Source organism: Streptomyces sp. NPDC046759, assembly GCF_040645475.1.
Taxonomy (GTDB): domain Bacteria; phylum Actinomycetota; class Actinomycetes; order Streptomycetales; family Streptomycetaceae; genus Streptomyces.
Genome location: NZ_JBEYYJ010000016.1, coordinates 21,815 through 46,111, shown reverse-complemented (window position 1 = coordinate 46,111; position 24,297 = coordinate 21,815). Strand labels below are relative to the sequence as shown.

Annotated in this window: 22 protein-coding genes; 16 read left to right on the top strand and 6 right to left on the bottom strand. The window is 70.3% G+C overall.

What is annotated here, in order from left to right; all coding sequences use genetic code 11:
* Nucleotides 1–11 precede the first annotated feature (11 nt).
* Complete coding sequence (locus tag ABZ919_RS21925; RefSeq protein WP_361250279.1) at nt 12–569, top strand: HIT domain-containing protein; 558 nt, start codon at nt 12–14, stop codon at nt 567–569.
* Between the two features lie 102 nt (nt 570–671).
* Here ABZ919_RS21925 and ABZ919_RS21920 read toward each other — a convergent pair whose 3' ends face one another.
* Nucleotides 672–2,318: a hypothetical protein gene (locus ABZ919_RS21920; RefSeq protein ID WP_361250276.1), complete on the bottom strand. Its 1,647-nt coding sequence runs from the start codon at nt 2,316–2,318 to the stop codon at nt 672–674.
* Between the two features lie 210 nt (nt 2,319–2,528).
* Nucleotides 2,529–4,730, bottom strand: coding sequence for an elongation factor G-like protein EF-G2 (locus tag ABZ919_RS21915; protein WP_361250273.1), 2,202 nt, complete (start codon nt 4,728–4,730; stop codon nt 2,529–2,531).
* Between the two features lie 240 nt (nt 4,731–4,970).
* Here ABZ919_RS21915 and pgsA point away from each other — a divergent pair, with 240 nt between their 5' ends.
* From pgsA to ABZ919_RS21840, 15 genes are all read left to right on the top strand, one after another.
* Nucleotides 4,971–5,690 carry a phosphatidylinositol phosphate synthase gene (gene pgsA / locus ABZ919_RS21910; RefSeq protein ID WP_361250608.1) on the top strand — a complete coding sequence of 240 codons (720 nt, stop codon included), beginning with the start codon at nt 4,971–4,973 and terminating at the stop codon, nt 5,688–5,690.
* Nucleotides 5,687–6,595 carry a phosphatidylinositol mannoside acyltransferase gene (locus ABZ919_RS21905; protein ID WP_361250270.1) on the top strand — a complete coding sequence of 303 codons (909 nt, stop codon included), beginning with the start codon at nt 5,687–5,689 and terminating at the stop codon, nt 6,593–6,595. The genes pgsA and ABZ919_RS21905 overlap by 4 nt, the downstream gene beginning before the upstream one ends.
* On the top strand, nt 6,592–7,755 hold the full coding sequence (locus ABZ919_RS21900) for a glycosyltransferase family 4 protein (RefSeq protein ID WP_361250267.1): 1,164 nt from the start codon (nt 6,592–6,594) through the stop codon (nt 7,753–7,755). The genes ABZ919_RS21905 and ABZ919_RS21900 overlap by 4 nt, the downstream gene beginning before the upstream one ends.
* Before the next feature lie 465 nt (nt 7,756–8,220).
* Nucleotides 8,221–8,763 (top strand): hypothetical protein, encoded by a 543-nt coding sequence (locus tag ABZ919_RS21895; RefSeq protein ID WP_361250265.1) that lies wholly within the window; start codon nt 8,221–8,223, stop codon nt 8,761–8,763.
* Nucleotides 8,764–8,890: 127 nt separating this feature from the next.
* On the top strand, nt 8,891–9,796 hold the full coding sequence (gene pdxS / locus ABZ919_RS21890; protein WP_361250262.1) for a pyridoxal 5'-phosphate synthase lyase subunit PdxS: 906 nt from the start codon (nt 8,891–8,893) through the stop codon (nt 9,794–9,796).
* Between the two features lie 25 nt (nt 9,797–9,821).
* Nucleotides 9,822–10,427 carry a pyridoxal 5'-phosphate synthase glutaminase subunit PdxT gene (pdxT, locus tag ABZ919_RS21885; RefSeq protein ID WP_361250259.1) on the top strand — a complete coding sequence of 202 codons (606 nt, stop codon included), beginning with the start codon at nt 9,822–9,824 and terminating at the stop codon, nt 10,425–10,427.
* Between the two features lie 49 nt (nt 10,428–10,476).
* Complete coding sequence (locus tag ABZ919_RS21880) at nt 10,477–11,229, top strand: YebC/PmpR family DNA-binding transcriptional regulator (protein WP_361250256.1); 753 nt, start codon at nt 10,477–10,479, stop codon at nt 11,227–11,229.
* A 137-nt stretch (nt 11,230–11,366) separates the two neighbouring features.
* Nucleotides 11,367–11,906, top strand: a complete 540-nt coding sequence (gene ruvC / locus ABZ919_RS21875; protein ID WP_361250253.1) for a crossover junction endodeoxyribonuclease RuvC — start codon at nt 11,367–11,369, stop codon at nt 11,904–11,906.
* Complete coding sequence (gene ruvA, locus ABZ919_RS21870; protein ID WP_361250250.1) at nt 11,903–12,508, top strand: Holliday junction branch migration protein RuvA; 606 nt, start codon at nt 11,903–11,905, stop codon at nt 12,506–12,508. Before ruvC ends, ruvA begins: the two co-directional genes overlap by 4 nt.
* A 77-nt stretch (nt 12,509–12,585) precedes the next feature.
* Nucleotides 12,586–13,656 (top strand): Holliday junction branch migration DNA helicase RuvB, encoded by a 1,071-nt coding sequence (gene ruvB, locus ABZ919_RS21865; RefSeq protein WP_361250247.1) that lies wholly within the window; start codon nt 12,586–12,588, stop codon nt 13,654–13,656.
* 189 nt (nt 13,657–13,845) lie between these two features.
* Nucleotides 13,846–14,349, top strand: coding sequence for a preprotein translocase subunit YajC (yajC, locus tag ABZ919_RS21860; protein ID WP_361250244.1), 504 nt, complete (start codon nt 13,846–13,848; stop codon nt 14,347–14,349).
* Nucleotides 14,350–14,488: 139 nt separating this feature from the next.
* Nucleotides 14,489–16,285 carry a protein translocase subunit SecD gene (gene secD / locus ABZ919_RS21855; protein ID WP_361250240.1) on the top strand — a complete coding sequence of 599 codons (1,797 nt, stop codon included), beginning with the start codon at nt 14,489–14,491 and terminating at the stop codon, nt 16,283–16,285.
* 3 nt (nt 16,286–16,288) lie between these two features.
* On the top strand, nt 16,289–17,398 hold the full coding sequence (gene secF / locus ABZ919_RS21850; RefSeq protein WP_361250237.1) for a protein translocase subunit SecF: 1,110 nt from the start codon (nt 16,289–16,291) through the stop codon (nt 17,396–17,398).
* Nucleotides 17,395–17,934, top strand: a complete 540-nt coding sequence (locus ABZ919_RS21845; protein ID WP_361250235.1) for an adenine phosphoribosyltransferase — start codon at nt 17,395–17,397, stop codon at nt 17,932–17,934. The genes secF and ABZ919_RS21845 overlap by 4 nt, the downstream gene beginning before the upstream one ends.
* A 330-nt stretch (nt 17,935–18,264) precedes the next feature.
* A complete protein-coding gene (locus ABZ919_RS21840) occupies nt 18,265–20,832 on the top strand; it encodes a bifunctional (p)ppGpp synthetase/guanosine-3',5'-bis(diphosphate) 3'-pyrophosphohydrolase (RefSeq protein WP_361250232.1) in 2,568 nt (855 codons plus the stop codon).
* Between the two features lie 125 nt (nt 20,833–20,957).
* Here ABZ919_RS21840 and ABZ919_RS21835 read toward each other — a convergent pair whose 3' ends face one another.
* From ABZ919_RS21835 to ABZ919_RS21820, 4 genes are all read right to left on the bottom strand, one after another.
* A complete protein-coding gene (locus ABZ919_RS21835) occupies nt 20,958–21,143 on the bottom strand; it encodes a hypothetical protein (protein ID WP_361250229.1) in 186 nt (61 codons plus the stop codon).
* 27 nt (nt 21,144–21,170) lie between these two features.
* The gene (locus ABZ919_RS21830) at nt 21,171–21,656 is read right to left on the bottom strand and encodes a hypothetical protein (protein ID WP_361250227.1); all 486 of its coding nucleotides are present in this window, start codon (nt 21,654–21,656) and stop codon (nt 21,171–21,173) included.
* Between the two features lie 312 nt (nt 21,657–21,968).
* Nucleotides 21,969–23,198: a DUF349 domain-containing protein gene (locus tag ABZ919_RS21825; RefSeq protein ID WP_361250225.1), complete on the bottom strand. Its 1,230-nt coding sequence runs from the start codon at nt 23,196–23,198 to the stop codon at nt 21,969–21,971.
* Nucleotides 23,199–23,353: 155 nt separating this feature from the next.
* Nucleotides 23,354–24,175, bottom strand: a complete 822-nt coding sequence (locus ABZ919_RS21820) for a peptidylprolyl isomerase (protein WP_361250222.1) — start codon at nt 24,173–24,175, stop codon at nt 23,354–23,356.
* Between the last annotated feature and the right edge of the window lie 122 nt (nt 24,176–24,297).

The window sequence follows — 24,297 nt, the reverse complement described above, 5'->3', positions numbered from 1 at the left end:
GGCGAAGCCATATGCTGCCTAACATGACGATTGAGCCGGAGCAGCAGATCGGAGTGGGGACGCAGGACGCGTTCCAGCGCCTGTGGACGCCCCACCGGATGGCCTACATCCAGGGTGAGAACAAGCCGAGCGGTCCGGGGGCCGAGGACGGCTGTCCCTTCTGCTCGATCCCGGCCAAGTCCGACGAGGACGGACTGGTCGTCCGGCGCGGCGAGCACGTGTACGCCGTCCTCAACCTCTACCCGTACAACGGCGGCCATCTCATGACCGTGCCGTACCGGCACGTCGCCGACTACACCGAGCTGAACGGGCCGGAGACCGCCGAGCTGGCCGAGCTGACCAAGCAGGCGATGGCGGCCCTGCGCACCGCGTCCGGCGCGCACGGCTTCAACATCGGCATGAACCAGGGCACGGTCGCGGGCGCCGGCATCGCCGCCCACCTGCACCAGCACATCGTCCCCCGCTGGGGCGGGGACACGAACTTCATGCCGGTCGTGGGCCACACGAGGGTCCTTCCGCAGCTGCTGGCGGACACCAGGAAGATGCTGGCGGAGGCCTGGCCGGCGTAGGAAGCAGCCCGTCCGGTGGCCGGTGCCCGGTGGCGGGGGCTGGGGACGGCAGCCCGGGAACCGCAACCGCCACGCGTCCGCACCGGCCGACCCGCCGGAGGCCTACGCGTCGTACAGGTCCGCCTTCTTCGGGGTCGGATCCTGCACCTGCCCGCTGAGGAAGGACGAGCGCGTACCGAACTTCTCCGTGTCCACGCCGTTCTCCTCCAGCACCCTGATCGCCGCCGAGTGCACCACACGCAGCACCGGCGTGGCGGCCCGCAGCGCGTCGTCGGCCATGAAGCGGTGTCGCCAGGGCTGGTCGGCCCAGGCGTGCCGCAGGCCGAACGGCTCCGGCAGGACGAGCGAGCCGCCGAGCCAGCCGAGCAGCGGCGGGTACCAGGTCAGCGGGGCGCGGGCGGCGAGCCGGACCACCTCGTCGGTGGTGACCAGCGGCAGCATGACCTTGCGGGTCTCCCACGGCTTGAGGGACTTGGAGACCTCCTTGCTCGGCGCCTCCGGCTTGGAGGTGAACAGCGGGTTCACCGGTCCCAGCGCATGCCCGGTCACCTCGATGCGCAGCGTCTCGTGCAACACCGTCACCGTGATCAGCATGGTGAGGACCAGCTGCCCGTCCCACAGCGTCCACTGCACGCCCAGGTAGTGCCGGTCGCCGCTGCCGAACTGCTGCTTGTTGCAGATCTCCTGTATGGCGTGCGGCTTGACCTGGAAGGCCTCGACGTCGGTGCCCTCGGGCCGGGACACCGCGGTGGCCCCCTCGCCGATCGGCGTCACGATCCAGTGCTTCAGGGACGCTTTGGGGAACCCGCCGGTGTTCAGCGGGCCGCGCTCCAGCAGGGCCAGCTGGTCGTGGATCGCGCGTATGACGTCCCAGCTGCGGAAGGGGTGGATCTCCCGGGTCGGGTCGGCGGGCACCAGGTCCTCGGCGAGCTGCCACGCGCCCCAGCGGGTGCCCATGCCGAGTATGCCCTTGGGGCCGGCGTAGAAGACCGAGTTGGACTGCTGCTCGGCGCTGAGCCGGGCCAGCGACTGGCGCAGTTCCTCGGCGGCGGTCTGGTTCGGTCCCCGCGGCACCGCTTCGGGGACCTTCGCGCCGACGCTCGTGCCCGAGAGCAGGCCGTCCCAGCGGGCCCGCAGATCCTTGGCCGTGCGCTCGCAGATCTGCTTTGCCCAGAACCAGCCGAGCACCGGGAGGACGACGCACGCCCGTGCGTACCACCCCCAGAAGCCGCTGAACGGCATCTTGATCAGGAACAGCGCGGCGAGCACACCGACGCCGAGGAGCAGGGCGGTGGCGAGCGTCCCGGCCCGCTTGTCGTCCCGCTTGGCGACGAACGTGCGCAGCTGGAAGACGAGCAGCCAGGCGAGCAGCCCGGGCAGGAAGAGAACGCCGCACAGGAGCGTCACCGCCGTCAGGCGGTTGTCGCGCTCCCTGCGGATGTTGTTGGCCGCGAGGCAGTGCTCGACCACGAACTGGGGCTCGGAGCCGAAGGACTGGATGAGCGGCTTGCGGTCGGGCGCCAGCATCCGGGCGACCACGGCACGCGAGAACGCCTCACCGAGATTGGGCCGCAGCAGCGCGATCCTGCCCACGTTGACGGTCGACGCGTGCCATTCGTTGTCGGCCTTCTTGATCTCCTCGATCGGGCTGTCCCGGTACGCCGCGGAGGCCAGCGCGGAAGTCGCCGCCTGACCCTCGTCGCCCGAGACGGGCACCTGAGGCCCGTCCCACTCCGTTCCCAACGACATTCCGCCCCCTCGGCCGCCGGTGTCGCTCCTGCGGCCTTCCCGACTTCCCCGCCCCGCACACCTGTTGACCAGGCGGTCGCGCCGATCGACCGCCACAACCGGACGACTGTGGCACGACGCGATCAGGTGATCAGCGTATCCGCCGCCACCGACAACCCGCGGGCGGACGGCCGAAGCCGCCCGCCCGCACACCCTGCCGGGTGCGGTGAACTAGGGATTGTCGCCCGCCTGTTCGCGGATCCGTTCGGCGATCTGCGGCGGCATCGGCTCGTGCCGGGCATAAGCGCGGTCGAACCGGGCCGTGCCGTGCGACAGCGAGCGCAGATCGACGGCGTACCGGCCGATCTCGAACTCGGGCACCTCGGCCCGGATCAGGGTCCGTCCCGAGCCCACCTGCTCGGTGCCGAGCACCCGGCCGCGGCGGCCGGACAGGTCGCTCATGACCGCGCCCACGTACTCGTCGCCGACCAGCACCGACACCTCGGCCACCGGCTCCAGCAGATGGATCTTCGTGTCCGCGGCGGCCTCGCGGAGCGCGAGCGCGCCCGCCGTCTGGAACGCGGCGTCGGAGGAGTCCACCGAGTGCGCCTTGCCGTCCAGCAGCGTGACCCGCACGTCCACCAGCGGATATCCGGCGGCGACGCCCTTGGCGGCCTGGGCGCGGACGCCTTTCTCCACGGACGGGATGAACTGGCGCGGTACGGCGCCGCCGACCACCTTGTCCACGAACTCGATGCCCGAGCCGCCCGGCAGCGGCTCCACCTCGATCTCGCAGATGGCGTACTGCCCGTGCCCGCCGGACTGCTTGACGTGCCGCCCGCGTCCGGCGGCCTTGTGCGCGAACGTCTCCCGCAGCGAGACCCGGTGCGGTACGACGTCGACCTGGACGCCGTAGCGGTTGCGCAGCCGTTCCAGGGCGACGTCCGCATGGGCCTCGCCCAGGCACCACAGGACCACCTGGTGGGTGTCCTGGTTCTGCTCCAGACGCATCGTCGGGTCCTCGGCCACCAGACGGGACAGGCCCTGCGAGAGCTTGTCCTCGTCGGCCTTGCTGTGCGCCTGGATGGCGAGCGGCAGCAGCGGATCGGGCATCCGCCAGGACTCCATCAGGAGGGGGTCCTCCTTCGACGAGAGGGTGTCGCCGGTCTCGGCCCGGCTGAGCTTGGCCACGCTCACCAGGTCGCCGGCGACGGCGTGCGTCACCGGGCGCTGCTGCTTGCCGAAGGGCATCGACAGGGCGCCGACCTTCTCGTCGACGTCGTGGTCCTCGTGGCCGCGGTCGGTCAGCCCGTGCCCGGATACGTGCACCGTCTGGTCGGGGCGCAGGGTGCCGGAGAAGACGCGCACCAGGGAGACGCGGCCGACGTAGGGGTCGGAGGAGGTCTTGACGACCTCGGCGACCAGCGGACCGCCGGTGTCGCACGGCTTCAGCTCGCGCGGCGTGCCGTCTAGGGCGGTGACCTCGGGCAGCGGGTGCTCGAACGGGGTCGGGAAGCCGCCGGTGACCAACTCCAGCAGCTCGATGGTGCCGAGCCCCTGTTTGGCGCCGTCGGCGGCGGGCGCGGCGGCCAGGACGGGGAAGAACGCGCCGCGGGCGACGGCCCGCTCCAGGTCCTGGATCAGCGTCTTGACGTCGACCTCCTCACCGCCGAGATAGCGGTCCATGAGGGTCTCGTCCTCGCTCTCGGCGATGATCCCCTCGATGAGCCGGTTGCGGGCCTCCTCGATGTCCGGCAGCTGGTCCTCGCCGGGTTCCGACTCCTTGCGCTCCCCGGTCGAGTAGTCGAACAGCTTCTGCGACAGCAGCCCGACCAGGCCGGTCACGGGCGCGTGCCCGTCGGGCCCCTCGGGGCCGCGCAGCGGCAGATACAGCGGCAGCACCGCGTCGGGATCGTCCCCGCCGAAGGCCTCCGCGCAGATCCGGGTCATCTCCTCGAGGTCCGCGCGCGCGGCCTCGAGGTGCGTGATCACGATGGCCCGGGGCATACCGACGGCCGCGCACTCCTCCCAGACCATCCGGGTCGAGCCGTCCACGCCGTCCGAGGCGGAGACGACGAAGAGGGCCGCGTCCGCGGCGCGCAGACCGGCCCTGAGTTCCCCGACGAAGTCGGCGTATCCCGGGGTGTCCAGCAGGTTGATCTTGATGCCGTCCCATTCGACCGGCACGAGCGAGAGCTGCACGGAGCGCTGCTGCCGGTGCTCGATCTCGTCGTAGTCGGAGACGGTGCCGCCGTCCTCCACGCGGCCGGCCCGGTTGACCGCCCCCGCGGTCAGCGCGAGGGCCTCCACCAGAGTCGTCTTGCCCGAACCGGAGTGGCCGACCAGCACCACGTTCCGTACGGATGCGGGCTGGTCGGCCTCCAGAGCCCTGCCGGCGGCCCCGGGGTGGTGCGTCTGAGTCTTGTCGCCCATGATCCTGCCTCCCGTGCACGGTGAGGTCACTGTGGGCGCGGACACGCGGGACCCGCGTGCTTGGCGGCTCCGGCGACGCCCGCGGTTATTCGAGCTTTCCACTCCGGTCACGCTGCGTCCATACGAACGACAACCGCGCACGCCGATCGCGCCACGCGCGCCCCGCGCACGGCGGTGCACCCCGGTTCGCGCCACGGCCTGCCGGTGCCCGCCCGTCACACACACGCGCGCGTGGCTACGATGGGCCAGCCGGAGGCCACCAGGGCCGCGGCGACACCGACCGTCGGGAAGGCCATGCTGAACAAGTACGCGCGTGCATTCTTCACGCGTGTCCTCACACCGTTCGCCGCGTTTCTCATCCGCCGGGGCGTGAGCCCCGACACGGTCACGCTCATCGGCACGGCCGGAGTGGTGGCGGGCGCGCTGGTCTTCTACCCCAGGGGCGAGTTCTTCTGGGGCACGGTCGTGATCACCCTGTTCGTCTTCTCCGACCTGGTCGACGGCAACATGGCCCGTCAGCTGGGCCGTTCCAGCCGCTGGGGCGCCTTCCTGGACTCCACCCTCGACCGGGTCGCCGACGGCGCGATCTTCGGCGGCTTCGCGCTCTGGTACGCGGGCAACGGGAACGACAACGTGCTGTGCGCCGTCTCGATCTTCTGCCTGGCCAGCGGCCAGGTCGTGTCGTACACCAAGGCGCGCGGCGAGTCCATCGGGCTGCCGGTCGCCGTCAACGGGCTCGTCGAGCGTGCCGAGCGGCTGGTGATCTCCCTGGTCGCGGCAGGTTTGGCGGGCCTGCACAAGTTCGGTGTGCCGGGCATCCAGTGGCTGCTGCCGATCGCCCTGTGGATCGTCGCCGTCGGCAGCCTCGTCACGCTGGTCCAGCGGGTCGTCACCGTCCGCCGCGAGTCCGCCGAGGCAGAGGCGGCGGCCCGGCAGAGCCCCAGCGAGGCAGCGAAGTGAGCGCCGCCGAACGTCTCACCGACGGGCTGTACGGGCTGGGCTGGAGCACCGTCAAGAAGCTCCCCGAGCCCGTCGCGGCCCGCCTCGGGCAGACCGTCGCCGACCTCGCCTGGAAGCAGCGCGGCAAGGGCGTCCAGCGGCTGGAGTCGAACTACGCGCGCGTGGTGCCCGGCGCCGGCCCGGAGCGGCTGCGCGAGCTGTCCCGTGCGGGCATGCGCTCGTACCTGCGCTACTGGATGGAGTCCTTCCGGCTGCCGGCCTGGAGCGCCGAGCGGGTGAGGACCGGCTTCGACCCCAAGGACATCCACCATCTGACCGACGGGCTCGCCTCCGGACGGGGCGTCGTCCTCGCCCTGCCGCACCTGGCCAACTGGGACCTGGCGGGCGCCTGGGTCACCACCGAGCTGGAGACGCCGTTCACGACGGTCGCCGAGCGGCTGAAGCCCGAGACGCTGTACGACCGTTTCGTGGCCTACCGCGAGGGCCTCGGCATGGAGGTCCTGCCGCACAGCGGCGGCTCCGCCTTCGGCACCCTGGCCCGGCGGCTGCGCGACGGCGGCCTGGTCTGCCTGGTAGCCGACCGGGACCTGTCCGCCTCCGGCGTCGAGGTCGACTTCTTCGGCGAGAAGGCCCGGATGCCCGCGGGCCCGGCGCTGCTCGCCCAGCAGACCGGCGCGCTGCTGCTGCCGGTCACCCTCTGGTACGACGACTCACCCGTCATGCGCGGACAGGTCCACCCCCCGATCGACATACCGGAGACAGGTACGCGGGGCGAGAAGACGTCTGTCATGACACAGGCGCTGGCCGACGCCTTCGCCACCGGTATCGCCGAGCACCCGGAGGACTGGCACATGCTCCAGCGGCTGTGGCTCGCCGACCTCGACCCCGCGAAGGGACCCTCGTGAGAATCGGGATCGTCTGCCCGTACTCCTGGGACGTGCCCGGTGGCGTCCAGTTCCACATCCGTGACCTCGCCGAGTACTTCATCCGCCTCGGCCACGACGTCTCCGTCCTCGCCCCGGCCGACGACGACACCCCGCTGCCGCCGTACGTCGTCTCGGCCGGCCGTGCGGTCCCGGTGCCGTACAACGGCTCGGTGGCCCGGCTGAACTTCGGCTTCCTGTCCGCCGCGCGGGTACGGCGCTGGCTGCACGAGGGCGCCTTCGACGTGGTCCACATCCACGAACCGACCTCGCCGTCGCTGGGCCTGCTGACCTGCTGGGCGGCGCAGGGCCCCATCGTGGCGACCTTCCACACCTCCAACCCGCGCTCGCGCGCGATGATCGCCGCGTACGCCATCCTGCAGGCCGCCCTGGAGAAGATCAGCGCACGGATCGCGGTCAGCGAGTACGCCCGCCGCACCCTGGTCGAACACCTCGGCGGGGACGCGGTCGTCATCCCCAACGGCGTCGACGTGGACTTCTTCGCCAAAGCCGAGCCGAAACCGGAGTGGCAGGGCGACACGATCGGCTTCATCGGCCGGATCGACGAGCCCCGCAAGGGCCTGCCGGTGCTCATGCGGGCCCTGCCGAAGATTCTGGCCGCCCGCCCGCAGGCCCGGCTGCTCGTCGCGGGCCGCGGTGACGAGGAGGCGGCCGTCGAGGACCTGCCGAAGGAACTGCGCTCGCGGGTGGAGTTCCTGGGCATGATCAGCGACGAGGACAAGGCGCGCTTCCTGCGCAGCGTCGGCCTGTACGTCGCGCCCAACACCGGCGGCGAGAGCTTCGGCATCATCCTGGTCGAGGCGATGTCGGCGGGCGCGCCCGTACTCGCCTCCGACCTGGACGCCTTCGTACAGGTCCTCGACCAGGGCGAGGCGGGCGAGGTGTTCGCCAACGAGGACGCCGACGCGCTCGCCGAGGCCGCCGTACGCCTGCTGGGGGACCCGGAGCGACTGGCCGAACTGCGCGAACGCGGCAGCGCCCACGTACGGCGCTTCGACTGGTCGACGGTCGGCGCCGACATCCTGTCCGTCTACGAGACGGTGACGACCGGCACGGCAGCGGTCGCGGCGGACGACCGCACGACAGGCCTACGGGCCCGTTTCGGCCTGGCACGGGACTGAGACCTGCGGGCGGGGGTTCGGCGGTCGGGCCCGGGCCAGGGCTCGGGGTCACGGGCGAGGATTCGGCCGGGCGGCCCCAGGACGCGGGCGGGCGGGGCGTTCGGCCCTGGCACCGGTCCTGGGGCCGCGGGCGGGGCGTTCGGCGGTTCGGGACAGCCGGGACAGGACAGCCGTCGGGACAGCCGGGACAGGACAGCGGGTACGGCCGTCCCACGCCTCAGGGCTCCTCCGCCCCGGATCCTCAGGGCTCGTTCGCCCCGGAGCGGCTGGGCGGCAGCTGCCGGGCGGTCCGGCATTCCGGCGTGCCGCGCCCGACCGGTCCCCTCGCATCCCGCCGGTCCCCTCGCATCCGGCCGGTCCCCTCACACCCCGCGCTCCCGGCTGCCAACGGCGCGCGTAAGCGCTGCCGGGGCGTTAACGGAGCGCCTCGAACGCCCGTGACGCCGCCCGGTAGCCTTGCCGCCCGTGACCGCAACCCTCATCTGGATCCTCGTCGCGCTCGTCGCCGTCGGCGTGTACCTGAGCTGGACCGCCGGGCGGCTGGACCGGCTGCACGTGCGGATGGACGCCGCGCGCGCCGCGCTCGACGCGCAGCTCCTGCGCCGGGCGTCCGTCGCGCAGGAACTGGCCACCTCGGGCGTGCTGGACCCGGCCGCCTCGATCGTGCTGTACGAGGCCGCGCACGCCGCGCGGCAGGCCGAGGAGGAGCAGCGGGAGGTGGCCGAGAGCGAACTGAGCCAGGCGCTGCGCGCGGTTTTCGGGGAGCCGGCGCAGGTGGAGGCCGTCAGAGAGGCCCCAGGAGGGGAGGAGGCGGCCCGTGAGCTGGCCGAGGCGGTCCGCCGGGTCCCCATGGCCCGCCGCTTCCACAACGACGCCGTGGGGGCCGCCCGCAGGCTCCGTGAGCACCGCAAGGTCCGCTGGTTCCGGCTGGCCGGCCACGCCCCGTTCCCGCTGGCCTTCGAGATGGACGACGAGCCCCCCGCGGCCCTGGTGGAGCGGGCCTCCTGAACCCCGGGGGAACCCTCCCTGGACGAAAAGGATCCACCGGCTTGCCATTGGCCCTTGCTGTGGCCTGGTCCACTCACGTTTTCTCGATGCTGCAGAGAAACCCTCTTTCCCTTCAGTGAGGTCACCCGTGTCCACCATCGACAACCAGGCTCCCGAGACCGGCACCGCGCGCGTGAAGCGTGGCATGGCCGAGCAGCTCAAGGGCGGCGTGATCATGGACGTCGTCACGCCGGAGCAGGCGAAGATCGCCGAGGACGCGGGCGCAGTCGCCGTCATGGCCCTGGAGCGGGTCCCGGCCGACATCCGCAAGGACGGCGGCGTGGCCCGCATGTCCGACCCGGACATGATCGAGGGCATCATCAACGCCGTCTCCATCCCGGTGATGGCCAAGTCCCGCATCGGCCACTTCGTCGAGGCCCAGGTCCTGCAGGCCCTCGGCGTCGACTACATCGACGAGTCCGAGGTCCTCACCCCGGCCGACGAGGTCAACCACTCCGACAAGTGGGCCTTCACCACCCCGTTCGTGTGTGGCGCCACCAACCTGGGCGAGGCCCTGCGCCGTATCGCCGAGGGCGCCGCGATGATCCGCTCCAAGGGCGAGGCCGGCACCGGTAACGTCGTGGAGGCCGTCCGCCACCTGCGCCAGATCAAGAACGAGATCGCCAAGCTGCGCGGCTTCGACAACCACGAGCTGTACGCCGCCGCCAAGGAGCTGCGCGCGCCGTACGAGCTGGTCAAGGAGGTCGCCGAGCTCGGCAAGCTCCCCGTGGTGCTGTTCTCCGCCGGCGGCGTCGCCACCCCGGCCGACGCGGCCCTGATGCGCCAGCTCGGCGCCGAGGGCGTGTTCGTCGGCTCCGGTATCTTCAAGTCGGGCGACCCGGCCAAGCGTGCCGCCGCCATCGTGAAGGCCACCACCTTCTACGACGACCCGAAGATCATCGCGGACGCGTCCCGCAACCTCGGCGAGGCCATGGTCGGCATCAACTGCGACGTCCTGCCCGAGTCCGAGCGCTACGCGAACCGCGGCTGGTAACCCCGGACCATCAGGTACTGACCCCATGAACACTCCTGTCATAGGCGTCCTGGCCCTCCAGGGCGACGTACGGGAGCACCTCATCGCCCTGGCCGCGGCCGACGCCGTGGCCAGGCCGGTGCGGCGCCCCGAGGAACTCGCCGAGGTCGACGGTCTCGTCCTGCCCGGCGGGGAGTCCACCACCATCTCCAAGCTGGCCATCCTGTTCGGCGTGATGGAGCCCCTTCGCGCGCGCGTACGCGGCGGCATGCCCGTCTACGGCACCTGCGCCGGCATGATCATGCTCGCCGACAAGATCCTCGACCCGCGCTCGGGCCAGGAGACGATCGGCGGCATCGACATGATCGTGCGCCGCAACGCCTTCGGCCGGCAGAACGAGTCCTTCGAGGCCGCGGTCGACGTGCGGGGCGTCGCGGGCGATCCTGTGGAGGGCGTCTTCATCCGCGCCCCCTGGGTGGAGTCCGTCGGCGCCGAGGCCGAGGTGCTCGCCGAGCACGACGGCCACATCGTCGCCGTCCGCCAGGGCAATTCGCTCGCCACGTCGTTCCACCCGGAACTGACCGGCGACCACCGTGTGCACTCCCTGTTCGTCGACATGGTGCGCGCCAACCGGACACCGGAGTCCTTGTAGGATCTCTGGAGTTCGTTGCAGAGATGGGTTACGCGAAGGAGACAGGCAGATGTCCGGCCACTCTAAATGGGCCACGACGAAGCACAAGAAGGCCGTGATCGACGCCAAGCGCGGCAAGCTCTTCGCGAAGCTGATCAAGAACATCGAGGTCGCGGCGCGGATGGGCGGCGTGGACCTCGACGGCAACCCGACGCTCTACGACGCCGTCCAGAAGGCCAAGAAGCAGTCGGTCCCGAACAAGAACATCGACTCCGCGATCAAGCGCGGTGGCGGTCTCGAGGCCGGTGGCGCCGACTACGAGACGATCATGTACGAGGGCTACGGCCCGAACGGTGTCGCGGTGCTCATCGAGTGCCTCACCGACAACCGCAACCGCGCCGCCTCCGACGTCCGCGTCGCCATGACCCGCAACGGCGGCAACATGGCCGACCCGGGCTCGGTGTCGTACATGTTCAGCCGCAAGGGCGTCGTCATCGTCCCCAAGGGCGAGCTCACCGAGGACGACGTCCTCGGTGCCGTCCTGGACGCGGGCGCCGAGGAGGTCAACGACCTCGGCGAGACCTTCGAGGTCATCAGCGAGGCCACCGACCTGGTCGCGGTGCGCACCGCGCTCCAGGAGGCCGGCATCGACTACGACTCCGCCGAGTCCAGCTTCGTGCCGTCCGTCCAGGTCGAGCTGGACGAGGAGGGCGCCAAGAAGATCTTCAAGCTGATCGACGCGCTCGAGGACAGCGACGACGTGCAGAACGTCTTCGCCAACTTCGACGTCAGCGACGAGATCATGGAGAAGGTCGACGCGTAACGCGTACGGCTGCCTGACCGGGCCGACGGGACACACCCGTCGGCCCGTCGCGTTGTCCGGCGCTGGTGCACGGCGTTGTCAGTGGCAACCGATAGCCTGCACAAACAGCTGATCGAGCCGGCGAGGGGAGGGGCGCGGTGCGCGTACTGGGGGTGGATCCCGGGCTGACCCGGTGCGGTATCGGCGTCGTCGAGGGCGTCGCGGGCCGCCCGCTCACCATGCTCGGCGTCGGAGTCGTGCGCACGCCCGTGGACGCCGATCTCAGCCACCGCCTCCTCGCCGTCGAGCAGGGCGTAGAGCAGTGGCTGGACGAGCACCGGCCGGAGTTCGTCGCCGTCGAGCGCGTCTTCAGCCAGCACAACGTGCGTACGGTGATGGGCACCGCCCAGGCCAGCGCCGTGGCCATGCTGTGCGCCGCCCGGCGCGGCATCCCCGTCGCCCTGCACACCCCGAGCGAGGTCAAGGCGGCCGTCACCGGCTCAGGACGTGCCGACAAGGCGCAGGTCGGCGCCATGGTCACCCGGCTGCTGCGGCTCAGCGCGCCGCCCAGACCGGCCGACGCCGCCGACGCCCTCGCCCTCGCCATCTGCCACATCTGGCGCGCCCCCGCCCAGAACCGGCTCCAGCAGGCGGTCGCCCGCCACACAGTCAACGCAACGAAAGGCCGTACGGCATGATCGCCTTCGTCAGCGGCACGGTCGCCGCGCTCGCCCCCGACGCAGCGGTCGTCGAGGTCGGCGGTGTCGGCATGGCCGTCCAGTGCACGCCGAACACGCTGTCGACGCTGCGCATCGGGCAGCCCGCCAAGCTGCACACGTCGCTGGTGGTCCGCGAGGACTCCCTCACCCTGTACGGCTTCGCCGACGACGACGAGCGCCAGGTCTTCGAGTTGCTCCAGACGGCGAGTGGCGTCGGTCCCCGCCTGGCCCAGGCCATGCTCGCCGTGCACAGCCCGGACGCGCTGCGCCGGGCCGTCGCCATCAGTGACGAGAAGGCCCTCACCGCGGTCCCCGGCATCGGCAAGAAGGGTGCGCAGAAACTGCTGCTGGAGCTGAAGGACCGGCTCGGTGAGCCCGTCGGCCTCCCCGCGGTCGGCGCCCCGGTGACCCAGGGCTGGCGCGATCAGCTGCACGCGGCCCTCATCGGCCTCGGCTACGCCACCCGCGAGGCCGACGAGGCCGTCACCGCGGTGGCGCCCCAGGCCGAAGCCGCGGGCGGCAGTCCGCAGGTCGGACAGCTGCTGAAGGCAGCCCTGCAGACCCTGAACCGCGCCCGCTGACCGCACGGCCGACCGAGCCCGCCGACTTCCAGGGCCGATCGCGCCCGCCGACCCCACGACGATCGAGGCACACGCATATGAACTGGGACGACACGACCGACACCCCCGCTGTCGAGCGGCTCGTCGGTGCGTCCGCCGACCGGGAGGACCAGGCCGTCGAGGCCGCCCTGCGTCCCAAGGTCCTCGGCGAGTTCATCGGCCAGGAGCGGGTCCGCGAACAGCTCGACCTCGTCCTGCGGGCAGCACGCGCGCGTGGCGCCACCGCCGACCACGTGCTGCTCTCCGGCGCGCCCGGCCTCGGCAAGACCACCCTGTCGATGATCATCGCGGCTGAGATGGACGCCCCCATCCGCATCACCTCCGGTCCCGCCATCCAGCACGCCGGAGATCTCGCCGCGATCCTCTCCTCCCTGCAGGAGGGCGAGGTCCTCTTCCTCGACGAGATCCACCGCATGTCCCGGCCCGCCGAGGAGATGCTGTACATGGCGATGGAGGACTTCCGCGTCGACGTCATCGTCGGCAAGGGCCCCGGTGCCACCGCCATTCCGCTCGAACTGCCCCCCTTCACCCTGGTCGGCGCCACCACGCGCGCCGGCCTGCTGCCGCCCCCGCTGCGCGACCGCTTCGGCTTCACCGCGCACATGGAGTTCTACGAGCCGCACGAACTGGAACGGGTCGTGCACCGCTCGGCGAACCTCCTGGCCGTCGAGGTCGAGCCGGACGGCGCCGCCGAGATCGCCGGCCGGTCCCGCGGCACGCCCCGCATCGCCAACCGCCTGCTGCGGCGGGTCCGCGACTATGCGCAGGTCAAGGCGGACGGCGTGATCACCCGCGAGATCGCCGCCGCCGCGCTCGCCGTGTACGAGGTCGACGCCCGCGGCCTCGACCGCCTCGACCGCGCCGTCCTGGAGGCCCTGCTGAAACTGTTCGGCGGCGGTCCGGTCGGCCTGTCCACGCTCGCCGTAGCAGTGGGCGAGGAGCGCGAGACCGTCGAGGAGGTCGCCGAACCCTTCCTCGTCCGGGAGGGACTGCTCGCCCGCACCCCGCGCGGCCGGGTCGCCACCCCGGCCGCCTGGGCTCACCTCGGCCTGACCCCGCCCCGCTCGGCTACCGGGGGAAACGGACAGCAGGACCTGTTCGGGGCCTGATGGCGGCATGATGGTTGAGTGACGGCGAAGGCATTGGCCGGGGCAGGAACCCTGGTGCCATGCTGAGCGTTGTTCCATGCACGCGGACTCGCTTAGACTCCGCCGATGCCGCCCTTGTGGGCGGCGCCGACCCACACCCCCATCAAAAGGCCGCTCTCCGTCGCGGTCGCGCGAAGGAAACCCCGTCCCGTGAATGCCTTTACCCTTCTCCCCTTCATCGTGCTCATCGCGGCCATGTTCCTGATGACGCGCTCGGCCAAGAAGAAGCAGCAGCAGGCCGCCCACATGCGGAACGAGATGCAGCCCGGATCCGGTGTCCGCACGATCGGGGGGATGTACGCGACGGTCAAGGAGGTCAACGAGGACACGGTCCTCCTCGACGCCGGGCCGGGTGTCGAGCTCCTCTTCGCCAAGAACGCGATCGGCGCCGTTCTCACCGACGACGAGTACAACCGCATCGTCCACGGCATCGAGCACGACCTGAAGTCCGACGCCGGCATCGTCCCGGACGATGTGTCCTCCCTCACCGAAACCGACGAGTCCGACTCGCCCGCTGCCGCCGCCTCCGACGACAAGGCCGTCGACCTCGGTAAGAAGGACATCGCCGAGGACGGCACCGACGCCGCCGAGGCCACCGAGGCCAAGGCGGAGGACGAGCCGAAGAAGACCGAGGGCGACTCCGACGCGAAGTAGTCACGCCCCGGTGGTGCGCTGCGCGGCATAATCGCGCCTCGCGTACCACCGGGCGTCTGTTTCCCGCACGGACAGCCCGACACATGTCATGGCCTCCCACGCCGACCGGCGCGGGCGGCCCGAGAGGGAGTACGAGAAGGTGGCAGCACCTAAGAGGGGCCGGAGCGCGAGTGCCCAGAGCAAGCCAGGGCGCTCGCTGGCCCTCATCCTGATCGCCATCGTGGCGCTCACCGGAGGCATGTTCCTCTCCGGGAACAAGACTCCGCGTCTCGGCATCGACCTCGCCGGTGGCACGAGCATCACGCTCAAGGCGAAGGCCGACCAGGGGTCCGCGATCAACAAGGCCAACATGGACACCGCGGTCGACATCATGAACCGCCGTGTCAACGGTCTCGGCGTCTCCGAGGCGGAGGTGCAGACCCAGGGGAACGACAACATCATCGTCAACATCCCCAAGGGCACCAACTCCAAGGAAGCCCAGCAGCAGGTCGGCACCACCGCCAAGCTGTACTTCCGCCCGGTCCTGGCCAGCGAGCCCAGCGGCAGCGCCACGCAGAGCCCGTCGCCGAGCACGTCCCCCAGCGGCAGCTCCTCGCCGAAGCCGAGCGGGAGCCCCTCGGCGAGCTCCTCGTCGAAGCAGAAGGCGTTCTCGTCCTCCACCGCGTCCCCCAAGGCAACGGCGACCTCCCAGGGCCGCGCCGTCACCGACGCGCTGAAGGCCGGCTCCACCCCGACCCCGAGCCCGTCCGCCTCCGGCAGCTCCAAGCCGTCGGCCACGCCGCCGGCCACCCCGCCGGCCTCGTCCGGCGCCGCCTCCGCCGCCAAGCTCCAGGCGCAGTACGCCGCCCTGGACTGCACCAAGCCCGCCGAGCGGGCCAAGGTGGGAGGCGCCGCGAAGCCCGGTGACCCCACGGTGGCCTGTGGCCAGATCAGGAAGGTCTGGTACAAGTACGTGCTCGGCCCGGCCGCGGTCGACGGCACCGAGGTGAAGAAGGCGCAGGCCGTCTTCGACACCCAGGGCGCCTCCGGCTGGCAGGTCCAGATGAACTTCAGCTCCAGCGGCTCCAAGAAGTTCGCGGACGTCACCGGCGAGCTGGCGAAGAACCAGTCCCCGCAGAACGAGTTCGCCATCGTCCTGGACGGCGAGGTCGTCTCCAGCCCGTTCGTGCAGCAGGCCATCACCGGCGGCCAGGCGGAGATCTCCGGCAGCTTCACGCAGCAGGACGCCCAGAGCCTCGCCAACATGCTGTCGTACGGCGCCCTGCCGCTCTCCTTCCAGGAGCAGTCCGTCACCACCGTCACCGCCGCGCTCGGCGGTGAGCAGCTGCACGCCGGTCTGCTGGCCGGCGCGATCGGCCTCGCCCTGGTCGTGATCTACCTGGTGGCCTACTACCGCGGCCTGTCGGTCGTCGCCATGGCGTCGCTGCTGGTCTCCGCGATCCTCACCTACGTGATCATGTCGCTGCTCGGCCCGGCCATCGGCTTCGCGCTGAACCTGCCGGCCGTCTGCGGTGCCATCGTCGCCATCGGTATCACCGCGGACTCGTTCATCGTGTACTTCGAACGCATCCGGGACGAGATCCGCGAGGGCCGCTCGCTGCGCCCCGCCGTCGAGCGGGCCTGGCCGCGCGCCCGGCGCACCATCCTCGTCTCCGACTTCGTGTCCTTCCTCGCCGCCGCCGTCCTGTTCATCGTGACCGTCGGCAAGGTCCAGGGCTTCGCGTTCACGCTGGGCCTGACCACCGTGCTCGACGTGGTCGTCGTCTTCCTCTTCACCAAGCCGCTGATGACGCTCCTCGCCCGGCGCCCGTTCTTCGCAGGTGGCCACAAGTGGTCCGGGCTCGATCCCAAGAGCCTGGGTGCCAAGCCGCCCCTGCGCCGCACCCGCCGTCCGGCCGGTCCCGCCGCCGGCACCGTCGACCCGAAGGAGGCCTGAGCCATGTCGAAACTCGGCAACCTCGGCGCTCGACTGCACCGCGGCGAGATCTCGTACGACTTCGTCGGCAAGCGCAAAATCTGGTACGGCATCTCCATCCTGATCACCATCACGGCCATCGTCGGCCTGGCGGTGCGCGGGCTGAACATGGGCATCGAGTTCAAGGGCGGCGCGGTCTTCACCACGCCGACCCACATGAGCACCTCGGTGACCCAGGCGGAGAACTACGCCAAGGACGCCTCCGGCCATGAGGCGATCGTGCAGAAGCTCGGCAACGGCAGCCTGCGCATCCAGATCGCCGGCATCGACACCGGCCAGTCGGACACGATCAAGCAGGAACTGGCCAAGGACCTGAACCTCAACCCCGAGAAGCTCGCCGCCGACCTGGTCGGCCCGAGCTGGGGCCAGCAGATCGCCAACAAGGCCTGGGAGGGCCTGGGCATCTTCATGGTTCTCGTGGTGATCTACCTGGCCATCGCCTTCGAGTGGCGCATGGCCGTCGCGGCTCTGGTCGCGCTGATCCACGACATCACCATCACGACCGGTATCTACGCCCTGGTCGGCTTCGAGGTCACGCCCGGTACGGTCATCGGTCTGCTGACCATCCTCGGTTACTCGCTCTACGACACGGTCGTCGTCTTCGACAGCCTCAAGGAGCAGACGAAGGACATCACCAAGCAGACCCGCTTCACCTACAGCGACATCGCCAACCTGTCGATCAACGGCACCCTGGTCCGTTCCATCAACACCACGGTCGTCGCCCTGCTGCCCGTCGCGGGCCTGCTGTTCATCGGCGGTGGCTTCCTCGGCGCCGGCACGCTCAACGACATCTCGCTGTCGCTGTTCGTCGGCCTCGCGGCCGGTGCCTACTCGTCGATCTTCATCGCCACGCCGCTCGTCGCCGACCTCAAGGAGCGCGAGCCGGCGATGAAGGCCCTCACCAAGCGGGTCCTGGCCAAGCGCGCCCAGGCCGCCGCCGAGGAGGACCTCGCCGCGGACCGTGCCGCGGGCACCGGCGACTCCGAGGACGCAGCTCCGGCCGTCGTCGGCCCCCGCAACCAGGCCGCGCCCCGCAACCGGGGCCGCGGCCGTCCCTCGGGGAAGCGCCGATGACCGGCATCCAGGAGCTGCTGCTCAGCCGCATCCGTGACGTCGCCGACTATCCCGAGCCGGGCGTGATGTTCAAGGACATCACCCCGCTCCTCGCGGACCCGGCCGCGTTCACCGCACTGACCGACACGCTCGCCGAGATCGCCGCGAACACCGGCGCGACCAAGGTCGTCGGCCTGGAGGCCCGGGGCTTCATTCTCGGCGCCCCGGTCGCCGTCCGAGCGGGCCTGGGCTTCATCCCGGTCCGCAAGGCCGGCAAGCTGCCCGGCGCCACCCTGCGTCAGGCCTACGACCTCGAGTACGGCTCGGCCGAGATCGAGGTGCACGCGGAGGACCTGGCCACCGGGGACCGCGTCCTGATCGTGGACGACGTCCTGGCCACGGGGGGTACGGCCGAGGCCGCGATCCAGCTGATCCAGCGCGCCGGCGCCGACGTCGCGGGCCTCGCGGTGCTGATGGAGCTGGGCTTCCTGGGCGGCCGGGTCCGCCTGGAGCCGGCCCTCGGCGGGGCTCCGCTGGAAGCGCTGCTCCAGGTCTGACGCGCAGGCACACGACGAACGGCCGTCCCGGCACACCGGGGCGGCCGTTGCGGTTCCGCCCGCCCGGCGGCGACCTCGGCCGCCGGCGGCCAGGAGACCCACGCGGTGGTCCCAGGACGTCCCGTGGAGATCCTCGGGACACCCTCCGCACGCCCCCCGAACACCCGAAATCCACCTGCTGGAATCCGGAGCGGGCCACCCGCGTTCCACAGGGAGACGGTCCTCGGTTCCGGCCTCGGTTCCGCCTGAGGGCGATGACCAGCCGCAGGATCGCTACCATGGGGTCTCCGGAGCCTGACCGGGGGACCCGGATCGCGCAGAGGAGCCCTCTTGCCAGACGAGGCCCAGCACCTGACCGCCGCCAAGCCCGAGTCCGCCTCGGCCGCAGCGGCTAAGCCCGCGCCGCACGCGTCCAACGCGAAGAACGACAGCCGCGGGCCGATCGAGCACGCCCAGGCCGCGCCGGTCGAGAAGGCTGCCGAGGCCGCGCGTCCCAAGCCCGCCCCCACGCGCGACTCCGCCCGCGCGGGGGGTTCCGAGCGCCCGGCACAGCCGCCCGTGGTGCGCCAGCCCGCGGCCCAGGCCCCCGCCCGCACCGGCTCCTCCAACCGCGTCCGAGCCCGGCTCGCCCGCCTCGGCGTGCAGCGTGCGAACCCCTACAACCCGGTCCTGGAGCCGCTGCTGCGCATAGTGCGCAGCAACGACCCCAAGATCGAGAACTCCACGCTCCGCCAGATCGAGCGCGCCTACCAGGTCGCCGAGCGCTGGCACCGCGGTCAGAAGCGCAAGAGCGGCGACCCGTACATCACGCACCCGCTCGCCGTGACCACGATCCTCGCCGAGCTGGGTATGGATCCGGCCACGCTGATGGCCGGGCTGCTGCACGACACCGTCGAGGACACCGAGTACGGCCTCGACCAGCTGCGCCGCGACTTCGGCGACACCGTCGCCCTGCTCGTGGACGGCGTCACCAAGCTGGACAAGGTCAAGTTCGGTGAGGCTGCGCAGGCCGAGACCGTGCGCAAGATGGTCGTGGCCATGGCCAAGGACCCGCGTGTCCTGGTCATCAAGCTCGCCGACCGCCTGCACAACATGCGCACCATGCGCTACCTCAAGCGGGAGAAGCAGGAGAAGAAGGCGCGCGAAACCCTGGAGATCTACGCGCCGCTCGCCCACCGCCTGGGCATGAACACCATCAAGTGGGAGCTGGAGGACCTCGCGTTCGCGATCCTCTACCCCAAGATGTACGACGAGATCGTCCGGCTGGTGGCCGAGAGGGCACCGAAGCGTGACGAGTACCTGGCCATAGTGACCGACGAGGTCCAGGCCGACCTGCGCGCCGCCCGCATCAAGGCGACCGTCACCGGCCGCCCGAAGCACTACTACAGCGTCTACCAGAAGATGATCGTCCGCGGCCGCGACTTCGCGGAGATCTACGACCTGGTGGGCATCCGTGTCCTCGTGGACACCGTCCGCGACTGTTATGCGGCCCTCGGCACGGTGCACGCGCGATGGAACCCGGTCCCCGGCCGGTTCAAGGACTACATCGCGATGCCCAAGTTCAACATGTACCAGTCGCTGCACACGACGGTCATCGGGCCCAACGGCAAGCCGGTCGAGCTGCAGATCCGCACCTTCGACATGCACCGCCGCGCCGAGTACGGCATCGCCGCGCACTGGAAGTACAAGCAGGAGGCCGTCGCCGGCGCCTCCAAGGTCCGCACGGACGCCCCCCGGACGTCCGCGAAGGACAAGGACGCCATCAACGACATGGCGTGGCTCAGGCAGCTGCTGGACTGGCAGAAGGAGACCGAGGACCCCGGTGAGTTCTTGGAGTCCCTGCGCTTCGACCTGTCCCGCAACGAGGTCTTCGTCTTCACGCCGAAGGGCGACGTCATCGCGCTGCCCGCGGGCGCCACGCCCGTCGACTTCGCGTACGCCGTCCACACCGAGGTCGGCCACCGCACCATAGGAGCGCGGGTCAACGGCAGGCTCGTACCACTCGAATCCACCCTGGACAACGGCGACTTGGTGGAGGTCTTCACCTCCAAGGCGCCCGGTGCCGGGCCCTCCCGCGACTGGCTCGGCTTCGTCAAGTCACCGCGGGCGCGCAACAAGATCCGGGCCTGGTTCTCCAAGGAGCGCCGGGACGAGGCGATCGAGCAGGGCAAGGACGCGATCGTACGGGCGATGCGCAAGCAGAACCTGCCGATCCAGCGCATCCTCACCGGCGACTCCCTGGTCACGCTCGCGCACGAGATGCGGTACTCGGACATCTCCGCGCTGTACGCGGCGATCGGCGAGGGGCATGTCTCCGCCCAGCACATCGTGCAGAAGCTCGTCCAGGCCCTCGGCGGAGAGGAGGCCGCCACCGAGGAGATCGACGAGGCGGTCCCGCCGTCCCGCAGCCGGGGCCGCAAGCGCCGCTCCAGCGCCGACCCGGGCGTCGTCGTCAAGGGCGTCGAGGACGTGTGGGTCAAACTGGCGCGCTGCTGCACACCGGTGCCCGGGGACCCGATCATCGGGTTCGTCACCCGCGGCAGCGGCGTATCGGTTCACCGCAGCGACTGCGTCAACGTCGAGTCCCTGTCCCGCGAGCCCGAGCGGATCCTCGACGTGGAGTGGGCGCCCACCCAGTCCTCGGTCTTCCTGGTCGCCATCCAGGTCGAGGCGCTGGACCGCTCCCGCCTGCTGTCGGACGTCACCCGCGTCCTGTCCGACCAGCACGTCAACATCCTCTCCGCGGCCGTCCAGACGTCCCGCGACCGGGTGGCCACCTCCCGCTTCACCTTCGAGATGGGCGACCCGAAGCACCTGGGCCATGTCCTGAAGGCCGTACGGGGCGTGGAGGGCGTGTACGACGTCTACCGCGTGACGTCGGGGCGCAGCCGGTCCTAGCGCCCCGGCAACCCCCGCAAGGGCCACAAGGCGCCGCACACGCGAAACGCTCGACCGGGAAACCCGGCCGAGCGTTTCGCGTTTTGCAGCTGCTTAATTGAACGACGGCTTTTTCATGGCGTGCTTCAGCGCGTTCGCCGAAGACGTACCGTGTATGTGGCAGCCAAGAAAAGACCGGACACGGTGAGCAGGATTCCCAGGGCGATGATCCATCCAGATTTCCCCGGCTCCGTCGACAGATATCCCACGCCGGTCAGAGCCAGCAGGATACCCAGAATGAGGCCTGAGAAGTTTGCCCAGAGAGGCTTCATATTGACTCTCCTCCGGTCAGTTCTCTGTTACGGAGTGCTGAAAACAGGCCACAGCTTCGGGTTGCTCGTCTTGGCCGTGGCGGGAGTCTGCGGCCCATACTTGACTACCGTGTCGGTGAAAGTGATGGTACCACTCGGGCCGCAGACGGGGAGTTTCTTGGCGATGCACGCCTGCAGCACAACCTTGCCCGTCAGGGTGTAGCCGGCCGCGCTTCCGCTCGCATAGGGCTGGGTGAAGGCCATGTTGATTCCGAGGGCCTGGCCCTGCACGTTGTTGTGTCCGGACAGGGTTCCCGAGGCGCTGACAAGGTTGCCCCTGCCGTCGCGCACGGAGGTGACGACAAAGTCGATTTCGCCGGTGCGGGTGGATTTGTAGCCACCCCCGGGATAGAACTTGTAAATCTTGCTGGACGTCGTGTTCGCGGCGTACGCGTTCGGAGCCGTGAGGGCGACTCCGGCGGTAGCGGTCACGGCGGCCAGTGCGGCGGCAGTTATACCCCTGCGGATATGCATGTTCCCCGTTTCCTTTATAAAGCCGAACGCGATGGTCGATTCTGTTCGGCGCGGCCTGGTCAAAGCCGCTGCACCGACACTAAGGGCGCATTGCTTGCCGGGCAACCTCCCTATACCTCAATTACTGCTCAAATCACCCCGCTTTGCGGCCGAAATTTATCGTAATGTACGGATTCCGTGAGGGGTGACGGGTGAAACCCGTGACGAGCCTCACGATCTTGAACGAGCGCGCGCAGGTGTGCCGCCGCAACCATGCGAACTGGCCCCGGTCCAGAAGGACCGGGGCCAGTACCCCTACATCTTCGTGAGCTGTCAGCCGCCGAACTCCTGGAGGCCCTTCAGGGCCTGGTCCAGCAGTGCCTGGCGCCCCTCGAGCTCGCGCTCCAGCTTGTCGGCCCTGGAGTTGTTGCCCTGGGCACGGGCCTGCTCGATCTGCGCCCTCAGCTTGTCCACGGCGGCCTGCAGCTGACCGGTCAGACCCTCGGCACGCGCGCGTGCCTCCGGGTTCGTCCGGCGCCACTCGGCCTCCTCGGCTTCCTGGAGCGCCCGCTCGACCGTGTGCATCCGGCCCTCGACCTTGGGCCGGGCGTCCCGCGGGACGTGGCCGATGGCCTCCCAGCGCTCGTTGATCGAGCGGAAGGCGGCCCGCGCGGACTTCAGGTCACCGATCGGCAGGAGCTTCTCGGCCTCCTCGGCCAGCTCCTCCTTGAGCTTCAGGTTCTCCGTCTGCTCCGCGTCCCGCTCGGCGAACACCGAGCTGCGGGCGGCGAAGAACACGTCCTGGGCGCCGCGGAAGCGGTTCCACAGATCGTCCTCGTGCTCGCGCTGGGCGCGGCCCGCGGCCTTCCACTGCGCCATCAGCTCACGGTAGCGGGCCGCCGTCGGACCCCAGTCCGTCGAATCCGACAGCGCCTCGGCCTCGGCGACCAGCCGCTCCTTGGTCTGACGCGCCTCCTCGCGCTGCGCGTCCAGCTGCGCGAAGTGCGCCTTGCGCCGCTTGGAGAACGCCGACCGGGCGTGCGAGAAGCGGTGCCAGAGCTCGTCGTCCGACTTGCGGTCCAGCCGCGGCAGCCCCTTCCAGGTGTCCACCAGCGCCCGCAGCCGCTCACCGGCGGCCCGCCACTGGTCGGACTGCGCCAGCTGCTCCGCCTCGACGACCAGGTCCTCCTTGGCCTTGCGGGCCTCGTCGGACTGCTTGGCCCGCTGCGCCTTGCGCTCCTCCCGCCGCGCCTCGACGGTCTCCACCAGCTTGTCCAGCCGCTTGCGCAGTGCGTCCAGGTCGCCGACCGCGTGATGCGCGTCCACCTGCTCACGCAGGTGGTCGATCGCGGTCTGGGCGTCCTTCGCCGACAGGTCGGTGGTCTGCACTCGCTTCTCGAGGAGGCCGATCTCGACAACCAGGCCCTCGTACTTGCGCTCGAAGTAGGCAAGCGCCTCGTCGGGGGAGCCGGCCGCCCAGGAACCGACGACCTGCTCGCCGTCGGCCGTACGCACGTACACGGTCCCCGTCTCGTCGACGCGGCCCCACGGGTCGCTGCTCACAGCGCCTCCTCCACATGATGCCTGCGAGGGCCTTGAGCACCCCCGGACATCGTCCACAGTTTCGTCACGGCCAACATAGGCGACCAGCGGGTTGCCTGTCCGCATCCAGCGCGACCGAAATTCCGCAGTTGGCCGTCCTGGACTTCAGCACGGTGTCAGGACTTCGTCACGGTCGCCTTGTTGATCACCACGGTCGCGTTGGGCGCGGTGTTGTTCGTGGCCGGGTCGGCGGGCTGGGCGCCGGCCGCCGCGATCTTCCTGAGGACCTTCAGGCCCGCCGCGTCGGTCGTCCCGAACGGCGTGTAGTTCGGCGGCAGCGGGCTGTCCTGGTAGACGAGGAAGAACTGGCTGCCGTTGGTGTTCGGGCCGTTGTTGGCCATGGCCACCGTGCCCGCCGGGTAGACGCTGCCCTTGAGGCTCTTGTCCTTGAGGTTCTCGTCCTTGAACTTGTACCCCGGGTCGCCCGTGCCGGTGGCCGTGGGGTCGCCGCACTGCAGCACGTAGATACCGCTCGTGACCAGGCGGTGGCACTTGGTGTGGTCGAAGTAGCCCTGGCCCGCCAGGAAGTTGAAGGAGTTCACGGTGTGCGGGGCCGCCGACGCCTTCATGGCGATGTCGATCCCACCGCACGTGGTGTCGAGCTTCATCGTGTACTTCGCCGACGTGTCGATCGACATCGCCGGTTCCTTGGCGAACTTCAGCTTCTTCACCGAGCCGGGCGCCGGCTTCGCGCACGGGTCCGGCGCCTTGCCGGTCGGGCTGGGTGTGACGTCGGCGGCGGTGTTGGTCTTCTTGTCGTCGCCCTTGAACGCATCGGTCGTGTACAGCACGACGCTGCCGATCACGATCACGCCGAGTACCGACGCGATCACGGAGTTGCGTGCGCGGGCCTTGCGGCGCGCCTGGGTGCGCCGCTGCTGCTGCCGCAAGAACTTCTCCCGGGCGAGCTGACGCCGCCGCTGCTCCTGGCTGACCACCGGGTTCTCTCCTCATGCGTGTCGTGTGTCGACCGGTACGCGTGCGTCCTCGTGAGCCGACCGCTGCGTGTAGCCCCGTACCGTATATGGGTTCGCTGAGGAAACGGCAGCGCCGGTAGGCT